Source organism: Thermocrispum agreste DSM 44070, assembly GCF_000427905.1.
Classification (GTDB): Bacteria; Actinomycetota; Actinomycetes; order Mycobacteriales; family Pseudonocardiaceae; genus Thermocrispum; species Thermocrispum agreste.
Genome location: NZ_KE386603.1, coordinates 289,485 through 304,354, shown reverse-complemented (window position 1 = coordinate 304,354; position 14,870 = coordinate 289,485). Strand labels below are relative to the sequence as shown.

Sequence of the window (14,870 nt, the reverse complement as noted above, 5' to 3'; positions counted from 1 at the left end):
TCCCGGTCGAAATGCGCTGACGGTACAACGCCTGGCGTGCGGGCACGACCTCCGGAAGTCGGGTCTTCCCCGGCGGACCGGCAGGTGTGCGCGGAGTTCCCCCCGCGCTGCGGGCGGTCTTCCCGCGGTCAGCCCGCGGCCGCCCGCAAGCCGTCGAACGCCACCTGGACCACCATGTCGGCCAGATCGTCGGCGGCCCACTCCCCCTCCGGCCGGTACCACTCGATCAGCGAGTTGACCAAGCCGAACAGCAGGCGCGCCGCCGTGCCCGGGTCGAGGTCCGACCGGATGTCGCCGTCTGCCTGCGCCTGCCGTACCAGGTCCGCAACGCGGCGGTCGAACTCGCGGCGCCGGTCGAGCGCGGCTCGCTCGACGGAGGTGTTCCCGCGCACCCGGAGCAGCACTGTGACGTACGGCAGGCGGTCGGACAGCACGTGCACACTGCCGCGGACCAGCCGCTCGAGCCGGCCGACGGCGGGTCCGTCGGCCGCCTGCACCTCGTCGGCGACGGCGAACAACCCGTCCAGAGCGCGGTCGACGATGAGCCGGAGCAACTCCTCCTTCCCTGCGACGTGGTGGTAGATCGCCGCCTTGGTCAGTCCGAGCCGCTTGCTCAGCTCTTCCATCGACGTGCCGTCGTAACCGCGCTCGTAGAACAGGTGCGCGGCGACTTCGAGAACCTGCTCCAGGTCGTAGCCGGGGCGACCGCGCCTGCCCGGCTTCCGCTGCGCCGTGCCGGTCACCGTCCGTTCACCTGCACGACTCGGCTGCGGCCGCGGAACTCCGCGACCACTTCACCGTCGACGCCGCCACGCCGCACGGTGACGTCGTAAATGCCGTTGCGGCCGTAACGGGTGCGCTCCTCCGCGACGGCGTACAACTCGTCGCCCTCATGCACCGGAGCCACGAAAGTGATGTCGGCTCCGGACGCCACCGTCGTCGGGCCATGGCTGTTGCAGGCACACGCGAACGCGGTGTCGGCCAGCATGAACACGTACCCGCCGTGCACGATCCCGTGGCCGTTGACCATCCGGCTGGTCAGCCGCATGCGTACCACCGCGTGGCCTACCCGCAAGTCGACCAATTCCATCCCCAGCGCCGTGGAGGCCACGTCCGCCTCCAGCATGCGCCGCGCGGCACTTTCCGAACCCATGCGGACACGCTATCATTAATTACTAAACGATCGGTAGGTAATTCACCGAGGAAACGGGAAGGTCTCGCGATGGCACCCTTGCGCAGCTATGTCGCCGGCACCTGGTTCACCCCCAGCGACGAAGGGGCGCCACTGCGCGACGCTGCGACCGGCGAGGAGGTCGCCAGGATCTCCACCACCGGCGTCGACATGGCCGCCGCACTGGAGTACGGCCGCACCGTCGGCGGGCCGGCGCTGCGCGAGCTCACCTTCCACCAGCGGGCGGCACTGCTCAAGGTGCTGGCGTCCCACCTGCGCGAGCATCGCGAGGAGCTGTACCAGCTGTCCTACCGCACCGGCGCCACGCTCGCGGACTCCAAGTTCGACATCGACGGGGGCATCGGCGTGCTGTTCTCCTACAGCAGCAAGGGCCGCCGCGAGATGCCGAACTCGCACGTCTACCTGGACGGCGCGCTCGAGCCGCTGAGCAAGGGCGGGACCTTCCACGGCCAGCACATCGCCACCCCGCTGCGCGGTGTCGTGGTGCAGATCAACGCGTTCAACTTCCCGGTCTGGGGACCGCTGGAGAAGTTCGCGCCCGCGTTCGTGGCCGGGGTACCGAGCCTGATCAAGCCGGCGAGTCAGACCGCGTACCTGACCCATCGCCTGGTGGAGCTGATCGTCGAGTCGGGCATCCTCCCCGAGGGGTCGATCCAGCTGGTGTGCGGCCCGGTCGGCGATCTGCTCGACCACGTCACCGAGCAGGACGTGGTGGCGTTCACCGGCTCGGCGTCCACCGCGCAGCGCCTGCGCACGCACCCGGCGATCGTGCGCAACAGCGTGCGGTTCAACGCCGAGGCCGACTCGCTGAACCTGTCCGTCCTCGGCCCGGATGCCAAGCCGGGAACCACCGAGTTCGATCTCTACGTCAAGCAGCTGGTCACCGAGATGACCGTCAAGGCGGGCCAGAAGTGCACGGCGATCCGCCGCGCCTTCGTGCCCGCCGAGCTGATGGACGCCGTGGCGGAAGCGGCAGCCGAGCGACTGGGCAAGGTGACGGTCGGCAACCCGGCGTCGGAGAACGTGCGCATGGGCGCGCTGGCCAGCCTGGAGCAGCGCGAGGAGGTGCGGCGCTCGCTGAAGGCGCTGACCTCGGTGGCCGACATCGTCTTCGGTGACCCGCAGCGTGTCGACGTGGTCGACGCCGACGCCGAGCGCGGCGCTTTCATGTCCCCGGTGCTGCTCAAGGTGACCGATCCCGAGCTGCGCGAGCCGCACCAGGTGGAGGCGTTCGGCCCGGTCTCCACGCTCATCCCCTACACGTCGGCCGAGCAGGTCGTCCGGCTGGGCGCGCTCGGCGAAGGCAGCCTGGCCGGCTCGGTGGTCACCGCCGACGAGGACTTCGCCCGGGAAGTAGTGCTCGGTGTGGCGCCGTGGCACGGCAGGCTGCTGGTGCTCGACGCCGACGACGCCAAGGAGTCCACCGGCCACGGTTCGCCGCTGCCCGCCCTGGTGCACGGCGGCCCGGGCCGGGCAGGCGGTGGCGAGGAAATGGGCGGGGTGCGCGGCATCCTGCACTACATGCAGCGCACCGCGGTGCAGGGCAGTCCGAAGATGCTCAGCGCCGTCACCGGTACCTGGGTGCCCGGCGCGCCGCGCAACGAGGACGTGCACCCGTTCCGCAAGTCGCTGGCCGAGCTGCGGGTCGGGGACTGTGTGGTGGCGGGCCCGCGCAAGGTCACACCGGAGGACATCGAGCACTTCGCCGAGTTCACCGGCGACACCTTCTACGCGCACACCGACGAGGCAGCGGCGGCGAAGAACCCGTTGTTCGGCGGCATCGTTGCGCACGGCTACCTGGTCGTGTCGTTCGCGGCCGGCTTGTTCGTCGACCCGGCACCGGGACCGGTGCTGGCCAACTACGGCCTGGAGAACCTGCGCTTCCTGACGCCGGTCAAGCCGGGCGACGAGCTGACCGTGACGCTGACCTGCAAGCAGATCACCCCGCGGGAGAACGCCGACCACGGCGAAGTCCGCTGGGACGCCGACGTCACCAACGCCGCAGGCGAGTCGGTCGCCAAGTACGACGTTCTGACGCTGGTCGCCAAGGAGTACCCCGCCGAGGACGCGGGAGGGAAGCGATGACGACGACGAACACCGCACCGGCCGCCGAGCCGGTCACCGAGCTGGAAGAGCACTTCAACCGGACCATCCAGCGCGATCAGCGCATCGAGCCGCGCGACTGGATGCCCGAGGGCTACCGCAAGACGCTGATCCGGCAGATCGCGCAGCACGCGCACTCGGAGATCATCGGCATGCAGCCGGAGGGCAACTGGATCACCCGCGCCCCGTCGCTGCGCCGCAAGGCGATCCTGCTGGCCAAGGTGCAGGACGAGGCGGGCCACGGGCTGTACCTGTACTCGGCCGCCGAGACGCTCGGCGCGGACCGGGGCGAGCTCACCGAGCGGCTCCTGGCGGGCAAGCAGAAGTACTCGTCGATCTTCAACTACCCCACGCTGACGTTCGCCGACGTCGGCGTGATCGGGTGGCTGGTGGACGGCGCGGCGATCTGCAACCAGGTCCCGCTGTGCCGAAGCTCCTACGGCCCGTACGCGCGGGCGATGATCCGCATCTGCAAGGAGGAATCGTTCCACCAGCGGCAGGGCTACGAGCTGCTGATGACGATGATGCGGGGCACCGAGGAACAGCGCCGGATGGTGCAGGACGCGGTGAACCGCTGGTGGTGGCCGTCGCTGATGATGTTCGGCCCGCCGGACGACCAGTCGAAGCACACCGCGCAGTCGATGGCGTGGAAGATCAAGCGGCACACCAACGACGAGCTGCGGCAGAAGTTCGTGGACATGACCGTGCCGCAGGCCGAGGCGCTCGGCGTCACCCTGCCCGACCCGGAGCTGAAGTGGAATCCCGAGCGCGGCCACTACGACTTCGGTCAGATCGACTGGGACGAGTTCCAGCGGGTCATCAGCGGCAACGGGCCGTGCAACGCGCAGCGCATCGCCGCCCGCAAGCGCGCCCACGAAGAAGGCGCGTGGGTGCGGGAGGCCGCCGCGGCCTACGCCCGCAAGCAGCGGGAGCGGCAGCAACGTCAGGAGGCGGCAGCATGAGCAGTGCCGGCAAGGCTTCCGAACAGGCGACCACCGAGAAGGTGCGCCACGAGTGGCCGCTGTACGAGGTGTTCGTGCGGTCCAAGCGCGGGCTCAACCACGTGCACGTCGGCTCACTGCACGCCGCCGACGATGAGATGGCGTTGCGGCACGCGCGTGACCTCTACACCCGGCGCAACGAGGGCGTGAGCATCTGGGTGGTGAAGGCGGAGCACATCGCCGCGTCCAGCCCGGACGAGAAGGACCCGTTCTTCGCACCGTCGGCGGACAAGGTCTACCGGCACCCCACCTTCTACGACATTCCCGAGAACGTCCCGCACATGTGAGCGGGGGTAGCGACGTGGCTTTCGACAACGCCTACGAGGCGATCACCGAGGAGAACGACGCCCGGTGGGCTTACGGCACCGGGTTCACCGACCCGCTGGCCGGTGTGGACACCACCGTGCCCGCGGACGTGGACGGCGGCGACCTGGCCACCTACTGCCTGATGCTCGGGGACGACGCGCTGATCCTGTCCCAGCGCATGCAGCAGTGGTGCACCCGTGCGCCGGAACTGGAAGACGAGATGGCGCTGGCCAACATCGGGCTCGACCTGCTCGGCCAGGCGCGCATGCTGCTGACCAGGGCGGGCAAGGCCGACGGCAGCGACCGCACCGAGGACGAACTGGCGTTCTTCCGGCCTGAGCACGAGTTCCGCAACGTGCGCCTGGTGGAGGCCCCCAACGGCGATTTCGCCTTCTCCATGGCGCGGCTGCTGGTGTTCGCCACCTGGCGGCTGGTGCAGTTCCAGCGGCTGGTCGACTCGATCGACCCGGTGCTGTCGGCGATCGCGGCGAAGGGCGTCAAGGAGGTCACCTACCACCGGGACTACGCCGCGCAGTGGGTCATCCGTCTCGGCGACGGCACCGAGGTGTCGCACGAGCGGATGCAGGCGGGGCTGGACGCGGTGTGGCCGCTGGTCGGCGAGCTGTTCGAGCCGCATCCGGTCGAGCTGCGGCTGGACCGGGTCGCGGTGGACGTCCGCGAGCTGCGAGCCGAGTTCGACGAGGTCATCGACGAGGTGCTGGCCACGGCCGGCTTGACCAAGCCGGAGGCGGCCCCGATGGCCAGGATCGGCGGCAAGGCGGGCCGGGACGGCGTGCACACCGAGGCCATGGGCTACCTGCTGGCGGAGATGCAGTCGGTGGCGCGAGCGCATCCGGGGGCGACATGGTGACCACCGAGGTGACCGAGCGGACCGGCCGCGCCTACCAGGTGGCGGCCCGGGTGACCGACCCCGAGCTGCCCATGCTGACGCTGGCCGACCTGGGCGTGCTCCGCGACGTGACCGAGGAGGACGGGGTGGTACGCGTGACGATCACCCCCACCTACAGCGGCTGCCCGGCCATGGACACCATGCGTGACGACCTGGTGCACGCGCTGCACGAGGCCGGGTACCGCGAGGTCGACGTGCGCATGGTGCTGCAGCCGCCGTGGAGCAGCGACTGGATCACCGAGGAAGGCAGGCGCAAGCTCGCCGAAGCGGGCATCGCCCCACCCGGCCCGGCGCCGCGCCGGTCCGGCCCGATCCCGTTGACGTTGACCCCGCCGTCGAGCCGGGCGGCGTGCCCGAAGTGCGGCTCGACGGACACCGAGGAAATCGCCCGGTTCTCGGCGACGGCATGCAAGGCGATGCGCCGCTGCCGGTCGTGCGCCGAGCCGTTCGAGCACTTCAAGGAGCTGTGACGTGACCGTTTCGGCCCCCGCCCCCGCCCGCACGCGGTTCCACACGCTGACCGTCGCCGACGTCACGCGGTTGTGCGAGGACGCGGTCGCGATCACCTTCGACGTGCCGGAGCACCTGGCGGCGGAGTACGCGTACCTGCCGGGCCAGTCGCTGATCGTGCGCCGGGTGATCGACGGCGTGGAGGAGCGGCGCAACTACTCGATTTGCGCGCCCGCGGGCGCCAAGCCGCGCATCGGGGTGCGCCAGATCCCGGATGGGCTGTTCTCCACCTGGCTGGTGCACCAGGTCCGGCCCGGCGATCGGATCGACGTCTCGACGCCGACCGGGTCGTTCACGCCGGACGTGGACGTGCCCGCGCACCACGTGCTGATCGTGGCGGGTTCGGGCATCACACCGGCGCTGTCCATCGCAGCGAGTGTGCTGGAGCATCCGGAGACGACCGTGACCATGCTCTACGGCAACCGCCGCACCAGCACGGTGATGTTCGCCGACGAGCTGGCCGACCTGAAGGACAGGTACCCGCAGCGGTTCACCTTGATCCACGTGCTGTCCCGTGAACCGCGCGACGTGGAGTTGTTCAGCGGACGGCTGGATGCCGACCGGGTGCGTGCCATCATGCCGCTGCTCGGCGGCACGGACCAGGCCGACCACTGGTGGCTGTGCGGGCCGTTCGGCATGGTCACCGACATCCAGCAGATGCTGCGGTCGGAGGGAGTGCCGCGGGAGCGGATTCACCAGGAGCTGTTCTACGTGGGCGACCTGCCGCCCGAGCCGGTTCGGCACCCGGAGCCGGAAGTGGAGGGCGCCAGCAGCGAGGTGGTGATCCGGCTGGACGGCCGCACCACCACCGTGGTCACCCCGCGCCACTCGTCGATCCTCGACGGCGCCCAGCGCGCACGCCCGGATCTGCCGTTCGCCTGCAAGGGCGGAGTGTGCGGGACGTGCCGGGCCCGGGTGACCGACGGCAAGGTCGACATGCGCCGCAACTTCGCCCTGGAAGACGACGAGGTCGACGCCGGGTTCGTGCTGACCTGCCAGTCCTACCCGGTCAGCGAGCGCGTCACGGTCGACTACGACGCCTAACCCGGGCGCCGGGCCAGCGGCGACGAGGCAAGCATGAAACGGGCTGCCACACCCACCCCAGACGACAGCCACCGAGGCAACGGCAAACCGCCAGCCCCCAGGATCGAAAGCACCCGGCGGCCCGTCCTCATGCTACGGACCCGGAAGCCCGCAGCCTTGATCAGGCTTCCGGAAGGCTGAACTCCCCGGCGCGCACACCCGCCTCGAACGCACGCCACTCATCGGCGGTGAAGCGCAGCACCCCACCCTCGGGGTTCTTGCTGTGCCGCACGAGCACCGCGCCCTCCACAGCGGTCATGTTCACCTCGACACAGCTCCCGGCGGAGCCGCTGAAGCTCGACTTGAACCAGCCAGGGTGATCGACAAACCCCGCATCCCGACGCTCGACGTCGCTCATGTCGCCTCTTCCAACTCCTGTCGAATCCGCTTGATCAAGTCTGTCGCATCCACCGCGACAGACTCCAGCTGGGCTCGCGCCTTGAGGTACGGCTTGGTCGCCTCGTCTTCGGTCAGCCACACCACCGAGGAGTCCTGTTCGAGTTGCACCAGGGCCTCGGCGTCGTCGCCGAACTCCAGCAACACGAAACCACCGACTTGGCCACGGTAGACCCGCGTTCCCATGGGGATCAGACGGATGCGCACATTCGGCCGCTGGGACAGGTCCAGCAGCTTGTTGAGCTGCTGGACGTGCACCTCGGGATCCCCCGGGGACGCTCGAAGAGCATGCTCGGTGATGAACGCGGTGTAGGGGATGCCGTCGTCCAACCGCTGCTGCCGGCGAGCCCGCATCGTCAAGCGCACCTCGACGGCATCCTCGGCGAGATCGTCCGCCGTCGTCATCCACGCCCGGGAATACGCCCGGGTCTGCGTCAGGCCGGGCAGGATGAGGGCGCCCCACTCGGTGATCGCCGTCGCCTGTTCCTCGAACTCGGCGAGAAGACCGATGTCATCGGGCAGCCCGGGCATGGTCCGCTGCCACCACACCGGCTGTGTCAGGGCGCGGACCTGCAGCTGGATCTGAGCACGCACCGTCGGGTCGGTTCCGTAGATGCCCAGGAGGGTGGCGATCTCCTCCGGGTCGTACGGTCCTCTCCCCTTCTCCATGTTGTGCAGCCGCTGGTGATGCTTCATGCCGAGCTTCCGGGCAGCTTCCCGCACATTGAGACCGGCCCTGTGCCGAGCACGGGCCAACGTCCGTCCCAGCCGGACAGCCTTGATGTTGGGCACCAATCCCTCCCCCGGGTGAACATGACGTTGTCGCACTTAGTGCGACTCGAAATCCTTGGCCACTCTGGCGACTCAGTCACAGCGACTATGCGGCAATTCGCTGTGACGGGTGATCTCAGACGGGCACTACCGGGAGGGTGACGTGAAGGCCGAGGACCTCGAAGTTCTCGCTACTGTCGCGAAGCTGAATCAGGACATAGGGGCGATCGTCCTCGCCCTGCTCGACGATCGACGTGCCGACGGCTCGCTGTCACCTGAGCGGCTTCGCGAGCTCGCAGGCATTTGCGACTCGATGTCCGCGTTGCTGGACAACCGCGCAGACGAACTCGACGAGCAACGCGTGGTCATCGGCACCTTCGATTCCCACAAGCTCCCGGACGGCGTCGTCAGCCCTGTATTTCCGCCTGCACAGCACCCGACCCGACCTGGCGGCGCCGACCGGGCTCCATCCTCCTCGGACAGCGGGCATGGCCGGGATGGCATCCGCCTCATCGAGACGGCCGGGGATCGTCCCCCGGAGCGTTAGCGAGGCCTTCTCCTCGGCTCTCCCGTCTCGGCCTACCGCCCCTTGAACACCGGGTCGCGCTTCTCGGCGAACGCCCGCACACCCTCGGTGGCGTCCTCCGACGCCAGCGCGGCCGCCGCGATGTCGGCCTGCTTGGCGAACGCCTCGGTGGTGGACCAGTCGCTCGACTCGTCGACGATGCGCTTGCTCACCTCCACGCTGATCGGCGCGTTCCCGGCGATCCGCTCGGCCAGCTTCAGCGCCGCATCCAGCACCGACCCGGCCGGGGCCAGCGCATTGATCAACCCCAGCTCGGCCAGCCGTTGCGCGGGCATGGGGTCGCCGGTCAGCGCCATTTCCATCGCGATGTTGCGCGGCAGCCGTTCCCGCAGCCGCATCACCCCGCCCGCGGCCGCGGCCAGCCCCCGCTTGGGCTCCGGGAGCCCGAACTGCGCGTCCTCGGCGGCGACGATGAGATCCGCGGCCAGCGCCAGCTCGCACCCACCGGCCAGGGCGTGCCCTTCCACAGCGGCGATCAACGGCTTCTTCGGCGGCACCGCGGTCAACCCGAGCGGGCCGCGCTTCTCGGTGACCGGGAACTGACCACGAGCGGCGGCCTTGAGGTCCATGCCGGCGCAGAACGAGCCCCCCGCTCCGGTGAGGATCGCGACCCGGGCGTGCGGATCGGCCTTGAACACGTCGATGGCCCGTTCCAGGGCGGCCGCCGTGGCCACGTCGATCGCGTTGCGGACCTCCGGCCGGTTCAGCGTGATGATCATGGTCGGCCCGCGCCGTTCGGTCAGCACCGGCGGCGGCGGGGGTTCGGGCAGTTCCACGCTCCCTTCGCCGAGCGTCACGGTGCCGTCCTCGGCGATGTCCACCGGACGCCCGACCGCGTCCGTGTCGAGCAACGTCTCGATCACCTCGGCCTGCGTGGTCCGCAGCAGCGCGCGGGCTCCGTCCGGGGCCAGCACGCTCAGAATGGCCGCCTCGGGCTCCCCTTCCCTGCTGTACGGCACGGTGTAGGCCTCCACCACGGCCGGTCCGTGGTAGTCGGTCCGCACCGGCCGGGCAGGCGGGTGCTCGATGACCGGTTGCAGGTGCCGGAACGGACGCTTCGGCGGTTTCGCCGAATAGACCCCCAGGGCGTGTTTGGTGAGATACCAGCCGAGCGAGGTGGCCAGGCCGTACGCCTCGGGCTCGGCGCGCAGCAACGGCACCAGCGAAGCCACCCCGTGGCTGCCGTAGTTGTTGCCCGGACCGCCGCCGAACGTCAGCCCCCCGGTGACGGTCAGCGGCCGGTCCGGATCGTCGGTGGGCAGGCCGAGCTCCTTGGCGGCGATCTGCACGGCGGACGGGAAGCACGAGTAGAGGTCGACGTGCTTGAGCTGGTCCGCGGTGACCTCGGCGTGCTCCATCACCGCCCTGCCCAGCGCGTTGATCGCCGGTGACGCGGCCAGCCAGGCACGGTTGGCGACGAACCACTCGTCGTGGCCGGAGGCGCCGGCGTGCACGAACACCCACTTCTTCTGCGGGATGCCCGCCGCCTCCGCGGCCGCCGCGCTGCACATGATCAACCCGGTGGCCAGGTCGACCTGCAGGTTCGCGCACATCAGCTTCGTGTAGGGGGCGGAGACCATCCGGTTGTCCTTGCTCGGCGTGACGATCTCCTCCGCGCTGAATTCCTGCGGCTGCCACGCGTACGGGTTCTTCGCCGCCACGGCGGAGAACCGTGACCACATCCGGCCGACCGCGTCCCGGTGTTCCTTCGGGTCACGCCCGGACTGTGCCCGCACCGCGGTCTCCAGCAGCGCGTACATGTAGATCGGCATGCCGAGCCCGACGGCGGTCTCCGCCTCGTGGTTACCGGGCCGGTCGATGCCCACCACCCTGGTGGGCCGGACGCTCGCGTCCTGCACCGGCCACTCCGGGGTGCCGTCGGTCGCGGCGAGCGTGGCCCCGGCTTCCGCGCCGCTGAGCAGTACCACCGACGCCGCACCGTCCGCGATGGCCTGCGCGGCATCGTTGATCAGCAGCTGTGCGCCGTCACCGCCGAGCGGAGTGGACTGCACCGTGCTCTTCGGCTTCGCGCCGACTCCTTCCGCCACGGCCGCGGCCTGATCGTTGTAGGTCCACGACGCGCTGGCCACCGCGTACACGGCATCGGCGCTGCGGAGCAGGTCCTCGCCCGCTCCCGCGTCTTCCGCCGCCCGGCGCAGCGCGACCACGGACAGGGCGGCGGGGTCCTTGGTGCCCCCTTCCCGCTGCACCACCTGACCGACACCGACCAGCACCGGGGTGTTGGGATCCAGCAGTTCGCCGGTGGCCTGATGCTTCACCGGCGCACGCCTGGCCCGGCCCGGCGAGTCCTCGTTGGCCAGCACCCCGGCCAGCTGCGCCAGCGACGCTTCCAGCTCGTCGGTCAGGCTGCGCAGCACGGACGCCCCCATGGGTCCCTTGATCGGCTGCCCGTCCAGCCCGGCGTCGAAGAAGACCTTGGCGCCGTCGGGATGTTCGGTCACCGTGATCCAGAAGGCGAACTTCACCCCCATCGGGCCGAGACCGTGCAGCTCCAGCCCGCTGTCGCCGACCGAAACGACCGTCCAGGTCACGTCGACCGGGATGCCCATCACTCTGGCCTGCTGGACGAACGTCTCCCCTTCGCGCGCACCCTGCGGTGCTTCCCCGCGCCATCCGGTGTGCGTGGTGAGCCATTCCGGGAAACGGCCGGGATCGGACACGAACGCCAGGGTGTCCGCCACGGAGGCCGAGACGACCTGCTCGGCGTGGGTGTGTGCGGCCCACTCGGCGAGCCCGGCAGGCGGCTGGTACCCGTCGGCCCCGTCGGCACCGGACGACCGCGCGGCACCGGGCTCGCCGCCGGGCCCGGCGGCCCGGTGGGCTCGGCGCGAACGGCCGAACAACCCGCGCAGAAGTTCCCGTCGCACGCGCTTGTCGGACGCTGCCGCCTTGGTCAGCTGCCGAGCGCCGCGCAGCTGAGCACGAACCTTGCGCAGTGCGTCGCTCATCGGCCCTCCACTTACCGTCCGTTCGGAATGTATGTTGGGGCATTGTGGCTCACCAGGGCGCAGCGCGACTGATTTCTTCGGCCAACTTCGCCGCGACCGCGCCCGCCACGGGCAACCGGCCGCACCCACCCGCAGGGGGCGGACGTGCTCGGACACCACGAACGAAACCGCAGGTCGGCCGGGCTGCGGCCGAGGCCACCGCGTTCAGGAAAAGGAGTCGCCGTGCGGCGCACCGTCTTCACCACCGAACACGAGGATTTCCGCAAGACCCTCCGCGCGTTCATCGAGTCGGAAGTCGTTCCGGTGTACCCGCAATGGCTGGAAGCCGGCATCGTCCCCCGGGAGTTCTACTACCGGCTCGGTGAACTCGGCGTGTTCAGCATCGGCGTGCCCGAGGAGTACGGCGGCGCGGGCGAGGGCGGCTACAAGTTCCAGGCGGTGATCACCGAGGAGGTGGCCAGGGCCGGGGTGTCGTTCGGCGGCAGCAGCGTGCACATCGGGCTGTGCCTGCCGTATCTGCTGGCCTACGCCACCGAGGAACAGAAGCGGCGGTGGCTGCCCGGCATGGTCACCGGCGAGATCATGTTCGCCATCGCGATGACCGAGCCGAACACCGGCTCCGACCTGGCCGGGATGCAGACCACCGCGAAGCTGTCCGACGACGGCACCCACTACGTCCTCAACGGCGCCAAGACGTTCATCACCGGCGGCGTGCACGCCGACCGGGTCATCGTGTGCGCGCGCACCGCCCCGCCCAAGCCGGACGACCGCCGCTACGGCATCTCGCTGCTGGTGGTCGACACCAAGTCCGAGGGCTACCGGGTGGGCCGCAAGCTGGACAAGATCGGTTTGCGGGTCTCGGACACCGCGGAGCTGTCGTTCACCGACGTGCGCGTGCCGGTCGAGGACCTCCTGGGCGAGGAGAACATGGGGTTCACCTACCTGGGCCAGAACCTGCCGCAGGAGCGGCTCGGCATCGCCGTGTCCGCCTACGCCCAGGCCGCGGCCGCGGTCCGGTTCACCAAGGAGTACGTGTTGGAACGCAAGGTGTTCGGCAAGCCGCTGGCGTCGTTCCAGAACACCAAGTTCGAGCTGGCCGCCTGCCAGGCCGACGTGGACGCCTGCCAAGCCGTGGTGGACCGGGCGCTGGACGCGCACGACGCCGGGGAGCTGACCGCGGCCGACGCGGCCTCGGCCAAGCTGTTCTGCACCGAGACGGCATCCAAGGTCATCGACCGATGCCTGCAGCTGCACGGCGGGTACGGCTACATCAACGAGTACCCGATCGCCCGGCTGTATGCGGACAACCGGGTCAGCCGGATCTACGGCGGGACGTCCGAGGTGATGAAGGTGATCATCGCCAAGAACATGGGTCTGTAGGGCGGCGGGGCGGCGACGCCCCGCGTCCGGGCCGGCCGGCGCGGCAAGCCGCCGACCAGCGCGCTCGGATGAGTGCCTAGATCACGGTCTCGCCCGAACGGGCAGCGGCAATCGCAGCGCCGGCTGGCCGGTACTGATCGCTGACATACAACAGTCACCGCGAGCGCACGCCTTCCACTGCCTACGACGGAGCTTGCGCGCTTGGCACGCGCGGCGGCGACCATCGTTCTCCAGCCGCAGCGACGGTCATCGCTTCGCACTGGATCTCGTGCCGCCGCTTCGGCACTCGGGATCGTCCTGCGCATTGATCCAGGACTGCCGCGACACCGTGTCCTCGGGACGTCCTCCAGGCCCCCTCGTGTGAGCCGAGGACGCCCACGGTCCCACCGCAGCGATCACCGACGGTGATATCGACGCACTCCGCGAAGCAGCTTCGATTCGTACCGCACCGCGGCCACACCCCGGCCGACCAGGCCCGTGCCGCGGTCGGTCAGCCGGCCGTGGCCAGGATCCCCGGCTCCAGGTCGTCCATGCTGAGCCCGGACAGCGCCATGGTCAGGTCGAACTCGGCCAGCAGACAGCGCAGCACGTGTTCCACCCCGGCCTGCCCACCCAGCGCCAGCCCGTAGGCGAACGGCCGCCCGATCAGCACGGCCTTCGCTCCGAGCGCGAGCGCCTTCACCACGTCACTTCCGGTGCGGATGCCGGAATCGAACAGCACGGTGAGCTCGTCGCCCACCGCCTCGGCGATCGGCCCGAGCGCGTCCAGCGCAGCGATCGCCCCGTCGACCTGCCGCCCGCCGTGGTTGGACACCACGATGCCGTCCATGCCGGCGTCAGCGGCCGCCTTGGCGTCCGCCACCGACTGGATGCCCTTGATCACGATCGGCCCGTCCCAGTGCTCGCGCAGCCACGGCAGCCGCTCCCAGCTCAGCCCGGCGTGCGGGAAGACCTGCGCGAACTGCAGCGCGGCGGCGGTCATGTCCTCCTCCGGCGGTTTGGCCAGCCTGCTGCGGAAGACCGGGTCGGTCAAGTAGTTGGCGATCCCGTCGCCGGCCAGGAACGGCAGGTAGCCGCGGTCCAGATCGGCCGGGCGGTAGCCGAGCAGCACGGTGTCCACGGTCAGCACCAGCACGCTGAACCCGTTCTCCTTGGCGCGCTGCAGGAAGCTCAGGCACAGCTCGTCGTCGGTCGGCCAGTACAGCTGGTACCAGCGCGGCGCGTCCCCCGCCGCCTCCGCGACCTCCTCGAAGCTGCGCGAGGCCTGTGTGGAGTGCACGTACGTCAGTCCGAGCGCGGCAGCTGCCCGCGCCGTGGCGAGCTCGCCGTCCGGGTGGGCGAGGTTCTGCACCCCCAGCGGCGCGATCATCACCGGCGCGGGCATGTCGGTGCCCAGCACCGTGGTCCGGTAGCTGCGCTCGGCGCGCCCGCGCAGCATGCGCGGGACGATGCGGTACCGGTCGAACGCCGCCCGGTTGGCCCGCGTCGTGGCGTTGTCCCCCGCGCTGGGCACGATGTAACCGAAAGCCTCCGGGCTCAGCTTCTGGCGCGCGTACTCCTCCAGCCGCGCCAGATTGGTCGTCCACGACGGCTTGCCACCGCCGAACATGCCCTGCGCGTAGATGGCCAGCTGGTGATCACTGAAGTTCCCCGGCTGCGTCAT

General features: G+C 70.0%; 14 protein-coding genes. 8 read left to right on the top strand and 6 right to left on the bottom strand.

Annotated elements, in window-relative coordinates:
- Positions 1 to 128 precede the first annotated feature (128 nt).
- Complete coding sequence (locus YWY_RS0111585; RefSeq protein WP_028847737.1) at positions 129 to 743, bottom strand: TetR/AcrR family transcriptional regulator; 615 nt, start codon at positions 741 to 743, stop codon at positions 129 to 131.
- Positions 740 to 1,126, bottom strand: a complete 387-nt coding sequence (gene paaI, locus YWY_RS0111580) for a hydroxyphenylacetyl-CoA thioesterase PaaI (RefSeq protein ID WP_084609273.1) — start codon at positions 1,124 to 1,126, stop codon at positions 740 to 742. Before paaI ends, YWY_RS0111585 begins: the two co-directional genes overlap by 4 nt.
- A 96-nt stretch (positions 1,127 to 1,222) precedes the next feature.
- Here paaI and paaZ point away from each other — a divergent pair, with 96 nt between their 5' ends.
- Genes paaZ through paaE form a run of 6 tightly spaced genes read left to right on the top strand, consistent with a single transcriptional unit; the run spans position 1,223 to position 7,066 of the window.
- Positions 1,223 to 3,277: a phenylacetic acid degradation bifunctional protein PaaZ gene (paaZ, locus tag YWY_RS0111575; protein ID WP_028847735.1), complete on the top strand. Its 2,055-nt coding sequence runs from the start codon at positions 1,223 to 1,225 to the stop codon at positions 3,275 to 3,277.
- Positions 3,274 to 4,257 carry a 1,2-phenylacetyl-CoA epoxidase subunit PaaA gene (gene paaA / locus YWY_RS0111570; protein WP_051310165.1) on the top strand — a complete coding sequence of 328 codons (984 nt, stop codon included), beginning with the start codon at positions 3,274 to 3,276 and terminating at the stop codon, positions 4,255 to 4,257. The genes paaZ and paaA overlap by 4 nt, the downstream gene beginning before the upstream one ends.
- Entirely contained in the window at positions 4,254 to 4,583 is a 330-nt protein-coding gene (gene paaB / locus YWY_RS0111565) for a 1,2-phenylacetyl-CoA epoxidase subunit PaaB (RefSeq protein ID WP_051310164.1), read from the top strand. Before paaA ends, paaB begins: the two co-directional genes overlap by 4 nt.
- Positions 4,584 to 4,597: 14 nt before the next feature.
- Entirely contained in the window at positions 4,598 to 5,473 is an 876-nt protein-coding gene (paaC, locus tag YWY_RS0111560) for a 1,2-phenylacetyl-CoA epoxidase subunit PaaC (protein ID WP_028847732.1), read from the top strand.
- A complete protein-coding gene (gene paaD, locus YWY_RS0111555) occupies positions 5,467 to 5,982 on the top strand; it encodes a 1,2-phenylacetyl-CoA epoxidase subunit PaaD (protein ID WP_038045026.1) in 516 nt (171 codons plus the stop codon). The genes paaC and paaD overlap by 7 nt, the downstream gene beginning before the upstream one ends.
- Before the next feature lies 1 nt (position 5,983).
- Positions 5,984 to 7,066, top strand: a complete 1,083-nt coding sequence (gene paaE / locus YWY_RS0111550; protein ID WP_028847730.1) for a 1,2-phenylacetyl-CoA epoxidase subunit PaaE — start codon at positions 5,984 to 5,986, stop codon at positions 7,064 to 7,066.
- A gap of 160 nt (positions 7,067 to 7,226) precedes the next feature.
- Here the strand turns inward: paaE and YWY_RS0111545 are convergent, their stop codons facing one another.
- Both YWY_RS0111545 and YWY_RS0111540 read right to left on the bottom strand, forming a co-directional pair.
- The gene (locus tag YWY_RS0111545; protein WP_028847729.1) at positions 7,227 to 7,463 is read right to left on the bottom strand and encodes a DUF397 domain-containing protein; all 237 of its coding nucleotides are present in this window, start codon (positions 7,461 to 7,463) and stop codon (positions 7,227 to 7,229) included.
- Positions 7,460 to 8,293: a helix-turn-helix domain-containing protein gene (locus tag YWY_RS0111540; RefSeq protein ID WP_169725244.1), complete on the bottom strand. Its 834-nt coding sequence runs from the start codon at positions 8,291 to 8,293 to the stop codon at positions 7,460 to 7,462. The genes YWY_RS0111545 and YWY_RS0111540 overlap by 4 nt, the downstream gene beginning before the upstream one ends.
- A gap of 142 nt (positions 8,294 to 8,435) precedes the next feature.
- Between YWY_RS0111540 and YWY_RS0111535 the strand changes: the two genes are divergently transcribed.
- On the top strand, positions 8,436 to 8,819 hold the full coding sequence (locus tag YWY_RS0111535; protein ID WP_156899207.1) for a hypothetical protein: 384 nt from the start codon (positions 8,436 to 8,438) through the stop codon (positions 8,817 to 8,819).
- Between the two features lie 32 nt (positions 8,820 to 8,851).
- Here YWY_RS0111535 and YWY_RS23290 read toward each other — a convergent pair whose 3' ends face one another.
- Positions 8,852 to 11,827: a type II toxin-antitoxin system Rv0910 family toxin gene (locus YWY_RS23290; protein WP_028847726.1), complete on the bottom strand. Its 2,976-nt coding sequence runs from the start codon at positions 11,825 to 11,827 to the stop codon at positions 8,852 to 8,854.
- Between the two features lie 222 nt (positions 11,828 to 12,049).
- Between YWY_RS23290 and YWY_RS0111525 the strand changes: the two genes are divergently transcribed.
- Positions 12,050 to 13,207: an acyl-CoA dehydrogenase family protein gene (locus tag YWY_RS0111525; RefSeq protein WP_028847725.1), complete on the top strand. Its 1,158-nt coding sequence runs from the start codon at positions 12,050 to 12,052 to the stop codon at positions 13,205 to 13,207.
- A gap of 490 nt (positions 13,208 to 13,697) precedes the next feature.
- Here the strand turns inward: YWY_RS0111525 and YWY_RS0111520 are convergent, their stop codons facing one another.
- Positions 13,698 to 14,870 (bottom strand): lactate 2-monooxygenase, encoded by a 1,173-nt coding sequence (locus YWY_RS0111520; protein ID WP_028847724.1) that lies wholly within the window; start codon positions 14,868 to 14,870, stop codon positions 13,698 to 13,700.

Bases quoted from the DNA above. Each gene is read 5' to 3' on its own strand.
- YWY_RS0111545 (WP_028847729.1), bottom strand. From the start codon at position 7,463: ATGAGCGACGTCGAGCGTCGGGATGCGGGGTTTGTCGATCACCCTGGC.
- paaI (WP_084609273.1), bottom strand. From the start codon at position 1,126: ATGCTGGAGGCGGACGTGGCCTCCACGGCGCTGGGGATGGAATTGGTC.
- paaZ (WP_028847735.1), top strand. From the start codon at position 1,223: ATGGCACCCTTGCGCAGCTATGTCGCCGGCACCTGGTTCACCCCCAGC.
- YWY_RS0111520 (WP_028847724.1), bottom strand. From the start codon at position 14,870: ATGACGCAGCCGGGGAACTTCAGTGATCACCAGCTGGCCATCTACGCG.
- paaD (WP_038045026.1), top strand. From the start codon at position 5,467: ATGGTGACCACCGAGGTGACCGAGCGGACCGGCCGCGCCTACCAGGTG.
- paaB (WP_051310164.1), top strand. From the start codon at position 4,254: ATGAGCAGTGCCGGCAAGGCTTCCGAACAGGCGACCACCGAGAAGGTG.
- YWY_RS23290 (WP_028847726.1), bottom strand. From the start codon at position 11,827: ATGAGCGACGCACTGCGCAAGGTTCGTGCTCAGCTGCGCGGCGCTCGG.
- paaA (WP_051310165.1), top strand. From the start codon at position 3,274: ATGACGACGACGAACACCGCACCGGCCGCCGAGCCGGTCACCGAGCTG.